We start from the raw sequence: 13152 nt of genomic DNA, 5'->3' as shown, positions 1-13152 counted from the left end.
GCAACTACTTTATTTTGTTTGCCAAATCTTTGTATTGGGTTGCTCCCTTATAGGTGCTGATGAACTTGGTAAAGACCTTTTTTTGAGGATCACTATAAGCCATTGTACTTGTGTGAAAAATATACAAATAGTTATCTATCTGACAAAGATAGGGGTTGGTGCTGAAGTAAACTATTTTACTGGCTGGGTATAATTGTTGGAGAGCTTTTTGGGCTTGCGTTGATGTGGCGAATTCCCATTGTTCAATAACACCGTCAGGCATAGAATATTCAGCGTCCTTTTCTTTGTAAAAATAGGCCCAGATACTTCGAACTTCACGAAACATTTTTAAATCTATCGTTCGTTCCTCCTTTTTAAGCAACTCAAAAAATCGACCTTGTCCGATGTCACTTTGCTTATAATTGACTTTATAAAAAGGGATTTCTTTACTACTGTAAGCAACTTCTCCTTGAACTAAGGCCGGGTATAAGTTAAGACGTTTTAATCTTTTGTGGTCTGAAACCCAATTCATGGAGTTGAGGGTGTCTGCAAAAGCTTCTAAACGTTTTTTATAGGGTACAATCTCTTTTTTAGATTGTTTTTGTGCGATTGCAGTGTTACTAATTGTGTTTGGCTCTTTTTGGGCCGTTTTTTCAGCAGGAGCTTTGGTGCATGAGACAAGAACAATCAAGAATAACGCGGATAGTTTTAGCTTTTCAAACATGGATTTTTTTTTGAAAGGTACAAAAAAAATATATATGAATTAGTAATCATGACCTATAATTAGTATATTTGACCTAAAATCAATTTTTTATGAAAACTGTCAGAGAACCTGTTACATCTTTTGATGAAATGAAAGACCTATTAGAAAATTTAGAATATGCGGATACCTATGCTACAACCAATAGGGAAAATTCTTTAGAAGAAGTTGCAAATTTGATATTTTCCTCCGCACCACTGTGGATTAGATCCTTGCTTAAAGTACGGAATTTTATGGTTCGATTAGCTGGTTTGAAGGCAGTTGTTCCCGAAGGAGATGCACCAAAATTGAAGGAGGGTGGATATGTGGGGTTATTCAAGGTATTTTGCTTGAATACTGATGAGATTGTGTTAGGCTTGGATGATAAACACCTAAATTTTAGGGTACGGATTTGGGATAATACTGCAGAGAAGTACAATATTAAAGTAACTACCTTAGTGGCCTATAACAATTGGTTTGGTAGGGCGTATATGACATTGATAAAACCTTTTCATCACCTTGTGGTTCGACGCATGGTTGGACAGGCCTACGTTGTATCCTCCTAGCACTAATGGTCGTAAGTCGTAGTAGCTATTTGTAATCCGTATTTTTTTAATAGTTCTTTGTCGATAGTTGTGTTTTTGGGATCAATTTTGAGAATAACACTGTTTAAACTGTTTCGGTTTTGTTTTACCGAATTGATTTGGGTGTTTTTTAATGAAAAACTGTTATCGGAAGTTAGAGGAATGTCAAATCGTTTAGAAAAGGTTTGTAGGAAGTCTTTTGTTGCAGAAATTTCCAATATATCAATTCCTTGCACTCCATTAGGATGTTCATCTGCAAAGGGTTCTGGTAATCGCTCTGGTAAATACTCCGACATAACAAAGGGAAGTTCTAATTCTTTAAAAGCAAATAATTTCCAAGTTAGTTTTTGGCCAAGGTGGTTTTTCCTACGCATCGTTAAAATCTTGGACTTATTTGTTACGCTCTCATAAAATTCTTCAAAAGGATCTGCCAACAAAGCGTAGTCAATAAAAAGGTTGTTGGTCGTCGCGTATTTTCCAAAACGCTTGAACAAAGGGCCGAGTTTACTTAAAATACCTAGCTTAGCGAGCCATCGATACAAGTATGGAAATTTCGTTGGATCTGCAAGTTCTATAAAAGTCTCATCTGAAAAATAGATCATTGCATGATGACAATGCTTTTTTGAGTTTCCTGGGTAGGTGTTAAATCCCATAGTTTTAAAATCCATGATGGCTTGGTTTAAGTTGGGCACACGAATAAGCACGTGATCGAGTTTCATCATTTTTAGGTGTTTATTTGCTAAATGTAGCAAACCAATAATCTAATTACGAGCAAGTGTTTCGTATTAACATCAAATTGTAATTGTTTTTTGTACGTTACTTAAAGTTTTTGATGTTATGTTGTCTTGTAAATAACAAGTCATGATTATGCAGTGACTTTCCAGCATGAAATCTGATGAATAACCTATGTTTTAATGAGCTAATAGTTCTTTTTAGTTTTTCAAAATACCGTATTTTTGAATCTCATGCTCGGTCATCCAATGCATCGACATAGCCGGTGCCGCGTTGATGGTGAAATAATAAAATTCTTCGGCTTTTTTTTGTGTAAACCCAATGTATACGTAATAATTGATATATGGAAGGTGATTGCTATGACCTACGGCATAGTCCGTCGCCGTTGCATGTCCGTTTGCCCATGAGTGTACACCAATACGTGTTTGACTCCCTTTTGTTCTTTTGGCTCCAGCTAAGAAGAAATCTACACCTCCCGAAGCAATGGTTCCGTTTGATACCAGATGAATAGAGAGTTTTTTGTCATAGATGAGCTTAGCCAGTTGTAGGTTTATAATGTCGTCAGAAGAGCCATCACAATTTTTTAGATCAATGTGTTTAATTTTTGGAAAGGCCCTGACCAAAGCGTTGAAATTCTGTAAAGAGGAGCTGTTAATAGTCCCATCCATGATGACTGTGGTATTGTTTTGTTGTACTCTAAAAATTCCAAACTGACGCTGGGTGGCAGTAGGCTGAGTATCTATCTGAGAATCAGTGCAATAGAAAAACAACGGAATTAAGAGTAAAAGAAATAAAAAACTGTTTTGATATTTCATAAGTAAGCTTTTAAAATAAAAAAACTTCAGCAATTATCGTTACCGATAACAACTGAAGTATACATGTGTAATATAGTTAGGAGCTATTCTTCCAATTGCTTCTTCAGTGATGAAGAATAGCATAAGTCTTTATTTTAATAACTCATTTTTTTTAGGATTAGTATGGAATATGAAAAAAATGTCAAGCTCTGAATTCAGAAGGTTTTATTTGTTGACTTTCGGAAAAGACAATTGGAAAATAAAGAGTTTAGAGGTTTAATTAGCTCGAGAAAAGGTGAAAAATAGTATGCAAGAAGTATGAAGAGTAGGCAATGTAGTATTGTAGGGTATTTATTGAAGTCGTAATTAAAAAAAGGTATTCTCGGATGAATACGAGCTGTTTAATAAGAGAGGTATGATAAACGCAGCACGAATACTTAAAAGTCAGCCTACAAGCTGTGCAGACTGACTTCAAAGAACAATTTTTTTAACAATATGATGGTCCTGGATAATTACACCTTACATATCGCCCAGTATTGGGGCAATATACTTGTCCGTTTGGTTCACATTCATAAGGTTGTGAACTAGCAGTTCCTCCAGTAATTTTTTTTTGTTCTTCTTTGGTAATTGCAAATTTTTTAAGCATAATGTTTGATAATTTATTTTCAACAATATATTAAAAAACATTTAATTTTTTGATTATTAATGTTTAAAAGTTACTGGTATTGATGTGGTTACCCTTGTTTTGATCATGGTTGTACATTTTGAATTCATAAATTTGAATGATTTAAAACAGGATTATTGGAGGGAATTACGAGTGGCATCAATTGATGTCCTTCTGTTTTTTAGAATTGCATTAATTTTTGGTTGTAGGATCCAGATGCCCACGGGAAAAAACCAGAGTAAAAGAAACTCTCCAAGATAGTCAGAAAAGGTTACTTTACGATTTAACTCAATAGTTTTTATAGATTTTGCTAGGGTATAGAAAATGTAACATTGACAAAATACAGCGAGTAAATGTAAAGGGATCATTAGGAAAAAGATTCCTAATGTAGTAGCGATGTTTTCAGCTGTTATGGGATTTATTTGGATATGTCTTGTAAGAAATGAGAATAGAAGCATGTAGAGACAAACATAAATAATAAGGTAACTTAAAGCCATTTTGGATCGCTTGAATGAAGGCTTGAATTCGGGACTCAAGACTTCAGTTGCTAGATGTAGAGAATACCAATGCCAAGCAATTTGAATTAGAATAAAGGGTAACATCAATAAAGGTAAATAGGAAAAATATTCAAAAATAGAGTTAACGTTGGTAATCGTATGCTGGGTGATAGTTGGAATTAAAATGGCCATAGCTCCTAACATTAAGAGTGCTGGAGCGATAAATAGTAGTACAAATAGTTGCCAATGTTTAGCATTCAAAAGTAAAGATTTCATAAGCGTATTTTTAGTTTATAGTTCATTGTCAATTAATCTTATAGCGATTTTTAGTTCATGAGGAATGTGTTGTTTTTTTAACTCTTTCATTTTTGAAGAAAAACTAGGGGATGAATCACACCAGCTTTTAGTTTCACTGAGGCATAGTATATTGTCACCATTGATCAGTTCGTTCATTTGTTCCTCAGTCAGTTCAAGAATTTTCAACAAGTGGGCTTTGTAGTTTTCTGTGAAAGGAATTTCTAAGGAAAAGTACTCCTCTTGATTTTGAATTTTTAATTCAAAAAGGTGTATCCAGTCGACGCCAGGGGAGGAGCCCATTTGTTCCATGTGTTCTGTAGTCTTTGAAATCATCATAGGGCCAGCACCTACCCAACCACCGCGTTTGACAGGTGACAGATATATATCTGACTTTTGACACCAATGCATGGTATAGCAAAGGTTGTGTTCTTGAATAGTTTCTATCAATCCCACAAGTTCATAGGGACTACTATTTGTTTGGTATTGTGTAGCGAAATAGTCATTGACCCGTGCTAGTAGTTTGGTTTTTTCTGAAAGCGATAGATCACAGGAGAAACGTTTTGAATCCGGATTGTTTAGATATGATATAAGTGATGTTATTCGATTTTTCTCATATTCGTTTATGCTCTGTTGTTGGATATATGTTAATAGCGGGGTAGTATCGGTTTGTTTTGATAGTGAGTGTATTAGGTTCACCAATTGATCAGTCCACGAAAGCACTTTTGTATATGTTTCTTTTTGGGAGCTCCATTGCTTGTCCATATTAGTGTAGGGGGCAGTGTTATAATTGTTTGATATCCATTTGAGGATACGCTTACAACATTGCATTGAAAGTTGCGTATCATCGTGTTTTTTTAGATGTAGGGTGTCATTAATGAGTTCAACTCCAAGTGGCCATGATATTTTAGATTGGTTAAGTTGAACAAGGAGTGTATCAATAAAGCTTTCAATCTTGTCAACGGGAATATTTGGTTCTATTTCTGGAAGGTATTTATGTAGTTGGATAAGAACTTCTTTGAGCTTATCTTTTCTTTTGATGGTCAGTAGCTCTCTTTTTTTTGGAGGCTGTTCCTTTGGAGGTGGGTTTTTTTGACGATCAAAATAATCACCTAAGATTTCGGCAAAACCTTTTGCGCTTTTACTACCAAGACGACTACCTTTTTTAAAATAGTGAAGGGCATCATCATAATTCGATTGTAAAAATTCCAGATAACCACGATAAAAATTCCAATCACCATCATCTGTCCCTTTTTTTGCTATGGTGTTTAGGCTGCTTAATCCATTCTGATAGTCTTTGAGGTGGATATAAGATTTTGCTAGGACAAGGACAACTTGATAAGATTGTAAATTTTTCGGAAGATCAATAATTTGTTCAATGACGGTTGAGTAATTCTCGTCTTCATAGAGTTTTTTAAGCGATACATTCAAGCTCATATAAGATAAATATATGGTTTTGTAGAAGCTGCAATATAAAAAAATGTTTTACTTTCCCGTTGTATGAGTTATTGGTCAGTCAAAATCAAAGAGAGATGAGTCCCTATAGGTTGGTAATTATAGGAACTCATCCGAAGAAAGAAAAAGAAAGTGAATTAAGGATTACACATAGAATATCATAAACTTCACATACAGTCCGTTGAACTTATGTTGATCCAGTTATTGAGGAATGTAGTATTGAATTAACTGCAATTCTTTTTATTGGTTGCACCGTTATTGACGGGGTTAAGAAAAACATAATCATGATTTTCTGTAGGTTCCATGAGTTCGGATTATGGTTCTTGTTTTGTGTCAGTATTCTTAAAATGTACACTGTTTCATTGGAAACGAGGTAGTGGATTGAAAAATTGAATTTCGTAAAATGTACGATTCGAACTTCTTTGTAGTATACTTGAAATAAATATGGATTCTTTCTTAAGTATTTCAACAAAGTCGCTAATTCATCTAAAAATGCTCTTTCCTTGATTAGAGATTCAAAATAATAAAAGGCCAACACCAAATCTTTTTCTGCTACAGGGGAAATTTTAATTAGAAAGGCCATACTTTTCTAGAATTTCTTCAATTTCTCTGAACCCATCATCCTCTTTTGCTCTATGTACAAGAGGGGTTATCATATCGATGTATGATTTATCAATAGTAGTTTCTGTTGATGAATTTTTGGCTGTTAAGTTTGCTTTAGGGGTGTTTGATAGTTTTCTTTTAAATTTCATAATTGTAATTTTTTAAATTAATAGAATTGTATTTGTTGCTTCACTCAATTTTAACTAGGAAGGTAGTAATAGTCAAGTAATGTTATGAATGTGTTTTTTCAAGATATTTTTTATTCAACGTCAATTTCACTGGTTCTTTTACCGTTTCACCAATCGGTTTAGGGTGTTTTAGAAATCCCTTAGTCACTATGGTATGTGAAATTGTTATAGGTATTCAAGTGAAATTACTTGCTGTACCGTTATTTTGTTAAAGTCATTCTTATACTGTTTAGAATGCCTTTCATTAAAATTTATTCTCCATTTATTAATGGAGCTGACATGATGGAAGTTTGTAGCTTCCTCTAAAAGCTCTTCTATTTTTGAGTAATTCAAATTATACTTTTCAAAGATTCACTTCCAATTAGTGCCCTTTAAAATACTCTCCATATTTTGAATTAATTTTCTCTGAAAATGCCTTTTCCTAAATATGCTAACATTCAATAAATATCTACTTGAAGTTTGTCAAACCAACATGTACTTCTGCCTAGAATATGCCAATATCCAAAAGAAGTCTACTTAATGTTTGTCAACTAAATATGAACTTCTTCTAAAAATATGCACACAATCAGTATGTTGCTATTCAAAATTCACTTATTTAACACGTTCACCTCCTCAAATCGTCTTTCCTCAAATGTCGTTTCCTCAAAAGTTCCTTCTTCAAAATTGTCTCTCCTCAAATCGTCTTTCTTCAAAGTTTCCTCCTCAAATCGTCTCTCCTCAAATCGTCTTTCCTCGAAGTCCTCTCCTCAAATCGTCTCTTCCTCAAAATTGTCTTTCCTCAAAGTCCTTTCCTCAAATTGTCTCTTCTCAAATGTTGTCTCCTCAAAGTTCTCGTCTTAAATTGTCGCTCTTCACACTGTCATTCCTCAAAATTGCCTCTTCTCAAATTGCGTTTCCTCAATGTCCCCCTCCTCAATTGTCCCCCTCTTAAATAACACCTTCTCAAATAAATGGTCCTTCCTCAAATAAATCGTTCCTCCTCATAGTGACCTTCTTTAATAGCATATCTGTAGCGCATAATAAAGGTACTAAAGATGTTTACCGTTGCCATACATAATTATTTTAACGGTTGCATTCGATGAAAAGACGGGGAGTATTTGTAATACAAGTTATTTTCATTTTAATATAAATGTACCAATCACCTTTTTTGTTGGGGATCGGTGAAAATTTCAAGAACTACTTTGAAGGGGGATTTTTACCGATACTCTGATATATGTTATACCTCAAGGTAAGGACTTCATATCCCCAGAGAGAAAATTTCTGATGTGCTATGATCTCATCATGGAGAGCTTCCATAATCAATTCATCCTTGAAACTTGGAATGTATTTTGCCCAATAGTTACGTTGGGCATCTTGTAATGTAAAATAGAATCCAGGATCTCCGAACTTGTTGCCTTTTGCAGTAAGAATGAACTTACCTTGATCGGTAACTTTTGGACTTAACAAAACCGTAGCATTTCCATTGGGTAGAGGGAATACTGCCTGAATACTAGTCCGACCAGATTTAAGTCTGCAACTACTGTAAATACCAGCATATACAATGGTTTTCTTTGGGCCAAGAGTTCGAAACCAGAATACTCGTTCAAGGCTATTTGTTTCCTTGTTATGCAAATGTATGATTTCGTTGTTCAAGACATCTGTGCTTTTGGAGTAGGAATAGGGGATGTTGAGTTGTTGGACTCTATTGCTAAACAAGGTCTTCACTAAAAAATTAAAAGGAATAAACAAGGGAGACCAATGAACGCTCAAATCAAGTTCAAAAGAGGCGGTTTTCTCATAAAAATCACGAATGATTTTTGGGAGTTTTGTCAGTTGTTCCTCGTCTAATTGCAAATTGGAAAAGTCAGTAATTAGCCCTTGATGCTTGGAGGTAGGACTTATGTAAAGTCCCTCTTTGTCGCAGAGAGCCTGAATATAATCTCTTCCGGTTACTTTGGGTTTCCCCATGGGGGTTTTCAGCCAAGGGGTTTGCTCAGGTACAAACTTGGTTCCACTCCAAACAACCCATTGTTGAGTACACCAATCTAAGATATTTTGAAAGGGTTTCGCAAAAGTAAAAATCATGAATCGCTATAAGATTAAATAGAGAAAAAATGTTTTCCATTCCACGTTCCATGCTCTGATATTGGGACAAACCGCAATGTGGTAAACTCGTCATAAAAATTCTTACGGCGACGTTCTTTCATGGCATCGGCATGTCTTTTAGGGGCGTCAACAGCGTTCTTTCCATGCACCATATTCAACATATCATCGAGTGATTTCCAAACTGAAAAGGTCGCGATGGTTTTTGGTAATCTAATTGCTGCAATAGCTAGGGGAGCAGTCTGGTCGTCTCGAACAAGTTTTTCTGCGGGCCTTCCCCAATGCAAAAATCGCGGTAATTGAAATAGGCTCATTCGGGCTAGAGTAAGAGCAACAATAGGATCTTGAGAACTGTATGACTGTTGTTCGGTATCCAGATTTTGATAAGGATAGCAAGATCCCCATTGACGAACCAGCGCAAGCCTAACGTACCACCCTTCAGATAATAGTTTCCCAAAAGAGTGATTTTCCAAAAAATCATCGATTGCTTCGCTGTTTTCCCAAGCTATAAATACGACGAGTTGTTGAAGCAATATTCGTTGAAAGGAAAATAAAGGAGCTCCTAAGGTCATTCCTCTCATACATTCAATATTCAGCATTCCTCTGATATCAATTGGATTCGGAGGGGACCAAAGTGATTTAAAAGCAGTGAACTTTGACGTTTTTACCAAATGAACGGTATAGGTTTTCATAGTCTTAATTTTTGTGAAACTCACCTAGCTATCAACAAACTCTACAATTGATTGGATGACGCTTATGTGAATTTAGGATATAAACAATTTTTTATGGAAGGTATAAAATTTTCATACATATGACGGTTGGTTATTGGGGGGAGTTGTATTTAATGAACTAGCGATTATCGTTTTCCACGTAAAACCACGGAATATGAAGAAATCCTTGTTTCAACGTGAGTATTATACTATCGTTCACTGAAACCTGTTCGTAATACTTTTTTGAAATATCGATGCTTCGATCGAAACCTTCTGGCCCCCAATTACTAGTTTTGATATTATAACTCGTGGTCTTACCGCTGCTTTTCCATTTATCCATAACTTTTGCCTGGTAGGATTTTGGGCGGCTCGTATCGAATATGCAATTTAAAACACAAAGAAACGTATAGCTATAAGCCATAAAAAAGAGGCTGATAAAAAGCGAGCTAAACCCTCTTTTCCACGATGTAAATTGCAATTCTTTAGTTGCTCTTGCAACCAATAGGGTACAAAGTACACCCAGAGCAATTACAGGTAACCACATATTGGAAAAATCATATATAGAAACGCTAAACATCACTACTAATAATGGTCCAAAGATGGCCATGGTCATTCCTAGATTTATATTCGGTAAACTACTTTTTTCCTCATCCATAACTCTTATCAGTCCTCGATAATACAGCATAAGTCCTATACCGAAAAGGGGTAAGCAGGTGAAAATACATAGGCGAATAGAAACTGGAAGTGGTAAAAAAACGACTCCGAAAAAACTTAAAGTGCCAAGGATATTAAAGGCCCTACTAGCAAATTTTGCCTGTTTTAAGCGTTTCTTACGCTCGTTTTTAGTTGTTCCTAAACGGGAGTCTTTTAAAACATTTTTTAATTCTATTCGCTGTTGCTGATGTTCTAAATCTGGTACTTTTGTTGTGATCCAGTTTTCTATTTCGTGAATATTACCATAGAATAAGCTAATTTTAATCTTTTTAATCAGTCTTGTTTTGGGGTATACAACAAGGTAATTTTGATCTTTTTTATAGCCCGCAATTTCTTGACTGTGTAAGGTGCGATTTGCTAGAACACTTTTTATACTTAGGCTGGTTTCTGTGAGGATAATCCTCGAGTTTTTAGTATCGATAAGGGCGATGATCATTACGGTGAGTAGGCCTAAAGCAAGGGGGCTAGTTAGGTAAGCAATATTGATGTTCATGTCTTCATCGATAAATGGTATGACGAGGAGAGCAATGCTCAATGCACTCATCAATACACAAGCGATATAGGTGAATATTGCCAGCCCTTTCGGTATTTTATATTCTTTTTTCATGGGTAGGTAGTATTTAGCAAATTTACTTGATGAGCTTTTTATCAATGTCGGATAACCCGATCAGTACACTATTGCCTTGACTGTCTATTTTTAGTGCCCCATAGGCTGCTTTTTCATACTTTTTTGCCTCTCCTTCTTGGAAAAAAAAGGATTCAGCACCAATTGAAATTCTTTGTGAGGGATGGAGGTTGTAGCGTATGGCTATTTCTCCTGCATGCAAAGGTGTTTTTTCTTGCTGTAAACGCACGCGTTTCGCTACTTGGTTCTTATCTAGAGTAATGATGCAGTACCCTCTTTTATGCTCAGGAACAGAAGAATTCCATTCGTCATTTGCGATGGTATAATTCAACCGCATATAATCACCTTGCATCAATGATCTAGGGTCAACAGGAGCCAACTCAAACAACACGAGTTGTCCATCGGAAATGGTATGTTCTTTTAGAAACACATTACGATTGAAGATAACGAGTACAAGCAGCAAATTTAGGGAGATGATTAGCCATTTATATTTTTTCATTGCGTTTTATTTTTCTTGATAGTAGTGCGTAATACAGAAGTAGTAAGCTTCCAGATAAACAGAGTAATCCAGATTTGTAAAGTAAGCTCAGTTCTAAATCGTAATAGTAGTGTACTAAGGAATAGCAGAGGCAAAGTCCTCCGATAAGCAATCCTGATTTATAGTATATGCTGTAATTCAACAGTATGAGTAGTATTGCACCAGAAATATATGGGGCATAGATAGTAGGAAAAAGAAGGATACTAAAACCTACGAAAAACATCCATTGTTTCTTGCGATTGGTTATTTCATGTCGAAGGAGTATACGATGAGCGAAAATGAGGTTCAACACGATTAATACCAATGACGTACACCAGATAAAAGGAATAGTCATATTGAACTGACGGGCATGTGTTATGAGTACTAAGCTTAAGACTAGTGAACAGATAAGTCCAATTCGAATAACTGAATACAATCGTCGACTTAGGGAGTTCGATGTCAATATACGACCTTCATAATAGCAGAAGTAACTCAATAAACTCGCAATTATGGTGATGTATATAGGTATCAAACTATAGGCTTTATTAGTTAAGATAAGTCCGAGAACGCAGGCATTAAGTATCATAAAACTAAAAAACGTCAATGTCTTTGTTTGTTTAATAGCAAGCGGAATGCTAGAAATTCCAAGGATAATCAGTAGGATGGAATTTAAAGTGGCATCTTGTAATCCTAAACCTGAGCCAACCATAACAAGCCCTGCGCAGAAGAGCGAGATGCTAACTGTATCTAAAAAAAGTTTTTCTACTTGGTAACTTATGGCAATACTTGAAGTGATAAAGATTGCACCTAAGAAAAACAAGGTCGACGGACTGTCGTAAATATTTAATAAAAATAAAAAGCCTAAGAATGAGAAAACGGAAAAAATAGCTCCTGTTATTGACAAGATATTTACGGCTAAATCTGAAGGAGAAAAGCTGTTTTTTTGAACGGCTTTAGAAAGTGCTTCTTCATCAATTTTTAACTGCGGGTAGTAATTGCGAAGGTACTGCGTTATTTGGTTTAGGCGTTCCATGTTTGTTGCAATTTAAGTAGTTGACGCGTGGCAATACTCGCCACAATAAGGTTGTAAAAACTCAGAAACAAGAAGGTATTCCCAAATTCAAACGCACGAATTAAAAAGTTGGTGGAGATGATCATAAAGCTCAAGGTAATCAGCACCGGATAAAATGTACTTTTCTCCTGATAACCATAAAGCAAAGCCAAACTATACAAAACTGTTACGATACTGAGCAAAACAAAAAATAACAAATCATCTATAGCGGTGTGAATTCCATTAACGATGCCTAAGGTCATAACAAATACTGCACCGACACTAAGAATGCGGATCAACCAATTAGGTACGTGGTTTCCCTTTCTTTTTAAATAAAGAGCGCTACACACAAATAGTCCATTTCCCAAAATAAATACCGAACTAGTTTCTAAACTTGACCAGAGCGCTACTTGTTCACTGTAAAAATAGGCCGTTGTATTTATCAAGACTATAAAAAGCAACCACAGTGGAGCGTAATCAGATAGGAGTACCCAACAGGTTATGGCCAGTGTCCAGCCTAGAAAGAAATCATAGGCATTGGCTCCTGTCTGATAAATTTGGCCAAATACCGCAAACAGTACCCCTATAATAATTGCTGCGGCTGTTAAGAGCATGTTTTTTAGGTCGGTTTTTAGTTTAGCGTATTGTATTACTACTAATATACCAATCAGCAAACCTTCTATAAGTCCAATTTTGACAAACTTATGGATGTTTTCCCAGTTATAAGCAAAGAAAAACAACATACCCAATGTACAAAAACCAATTCCTAATGCTAGGGTAGTTGTTCGAAGAAATCGATACCAGGAGTCGGAACCCGGATACACTTCTTTCTGAAAAAGGGCTGTCAGTTCTTTGTTGCTGATAGCACTGTGTTCTGCCAGAAATTCAAGCACCTTCCTATTAATTTTATTCATAGCCTTTGAA

At 35.6% G+C, this 13152-nt stretch carries 14 protein-coding genes; 1 reads left to right on the top strand and 13 read right to left on the bottom strand.

The genetic code is table 11. The features are described from left to right. Positions 1-4 precede the first annotated feature (4 nt). On the bottom strand, positions 5-703 hold the full coding sequence (locus ACXAG7_RS06725) for a hypothetical protein (protein ID WP_476666399.1): 699 nt from the start codon (positions 701-703) through the stop codon (positions 5-7). 89 nt (positions 704-792) lie between these two features. On the opposite strand from ACXAG7_RS06725, the gene ACXAG7_RS06720 reads away from it, so the two are divergent. Next, a complete protein-coding gene (locus ACXAG7_RS06720) occupies positions 793-1284 on the top strand; it encodes a DUF2867 domain-containing protein (RefSeq protein ID WP_476666398.1) in 492 nt (163 codons plus the stop codon). A 2-nt stretch (positions 1285-1286) separates the two neighbouring features. Here ACXAG7_RS06720 and ACXAG7_RS06715 read toward each other — a convergent pair whose 3' ends face one another. From ACXAG7_RS06715 to ACXAG7_RS06660, 12 genes are all read right to left on the bottom strand, one after another. Continuing rightward, positions 1287-2024 carry a VOC family protein gene (locus ACXAG7_RS06715; protein WP_476666397.1) on the bottom strand — a complete coding sequence of 246 codons (738 nt, stop codon included), beginning with the start codon at positions 2022-2024 and terminating at the stop codon, positions 1287-1289. A 210-nt stretch (positions 2025-2234) separates the two neighbouring features. Then, positions 2235-2849 carry a hypothetical protein gene (locus ACXAG7_RS06710; protein ID WP_476666396.1) on the bottom strand — a complete coding sequence of 205 codons (615 nt, stop codon included), beginning with the start codon at positions 2847-2849 and terminating at the stop codon, positions 2235-2237. 777 nt (positions 2850-3626) lie between these two features. Continuing rightward, on the bottom strand, positions 3627-4265 hold the full coding sequence (locus ACXAG7_RS06705; RefSeq protein WP_476666395.1) for a hypothetical protein: 639 nt from the start codon (positions 4263-4265) through the stop codon (positions 3627-3629). A gap of 15 nt (positions 4266-4280) precedes the next feature. Next, positions 4281-5720 (bottom strand): tetratricopeptide repeat protein, encoded by a 1440-nt coding sequence (locus ACXAG7_RS06700; protein ID WP_476666394.1) that lies wholly within the window; start codon positions 5718-5720, stop codon positions 4281-4283. Between the two features lie 205 nt (positions 5721-5925). Further along, a complete protein-coding gene (locus ACXAG7_RS06695; RefSeq protein WP_476666393.1) occupies positions 5926-6321 on the bottom strand; it encodes a type II toxin-antitoxin system RelE/ParE family toxin in 396 nt (131 codons plus the stop codon). After that, positions 6305-6490, bottom strand: coding sequence for a hypothetical protein (locus ACXAG7_RS06690; RefSeq protein ID WP_408043376.1), 186 nt, complete (start codon positions 6488-6490; stop codon positions 6305-6307). The genes ACXAG7_RS06695 and ACXAG7_RS06690 overlap by 17 nt, the downstream gene beginning before the upstream one ends. Positions 6491-7705: 1215 nt before the next feature. After that, positions 7706-8593: a hypothetical protein gene (locus ACXAG7_RS06685; protein ID WP_476666392.1), complete on the bottom strand. Its 888-nt coding sequence runs from the start codon at positions 8591-8593 to the stop codon at positions 7706-7708. A 14-nt stretch (positions 8594-8607) separates the two neighbouring features. Then, the gene (locus ACXAG7_RS06680; RefSeq protein ID WP_408043378.1) at positions 8608-9303 is read right to left on the bottom strand and encodes a hypothetical protein; all 696 of its coding nucleotides are present in this window, start codon (positions 9301-9303) and stop codon (positions 8608-8610) included. A 157-nt stretch (positions 9304-9460) separates the two neighbouring features. Beyond that, positions 9461-10642: a hypothetical protein gene (locus ACXAG7_RS06675; protein ID WP_476666391.1), complete on the bottom strand. Its 1182-nt coding sequence runs from the start codon at positions 10640-10642 to the stop codon at positions 9461-9463. Between the two features lie 22 nt (positions 10643-10664). Further along, positions 10665-11159 (bottom strand): GDYXXLXY domain-containing protein, encoded by a 495-nt coding sequence (locus ACXAG7_RS06670; protein WP_476666390.1) that lies wholly within the window; start codon positions 11157-11159, stop codon positions 10665-10667. After that, positions 11146-12210 (bottom strand): DUF4401 domain-containing protein, encoded by a 1065-nt coding sequence (locus ACXAG7_RS06665; RefSeq protein ID WP_476666389.1) that lies wholly within the window; start codon positions 12208-12210, stop codon positions 11146-11148. Before ACXAG7_RS06665 ends, ACXAG7_RS06670 begins: the two co-directional genes overlap by 14 nt. Beyond that, positions 12198-13142: a DUF2157 domain-containing protein gene (locus tag ACXAG7_RS06660; protein WP_476666388.1), complete on the bottom strand. Its 945-nt coding sequence runs from the start codon at positions 13140-13142 to the stop codon at positions 12198-12200. Before ACXAG7_RS06660 ends, ACXAG7_RS06665 begins: the two co-directional genes overlap by 13 nt. Positions 13143-13152: the final 10 nt, after the last annotated feature.

Source organism: Tenacibaculum sp. AWR4_210 (genome assembly GCF_056160945.1).
This window is presented reverse-complemented; position numbering and strand designations above follow the sequence as displayed.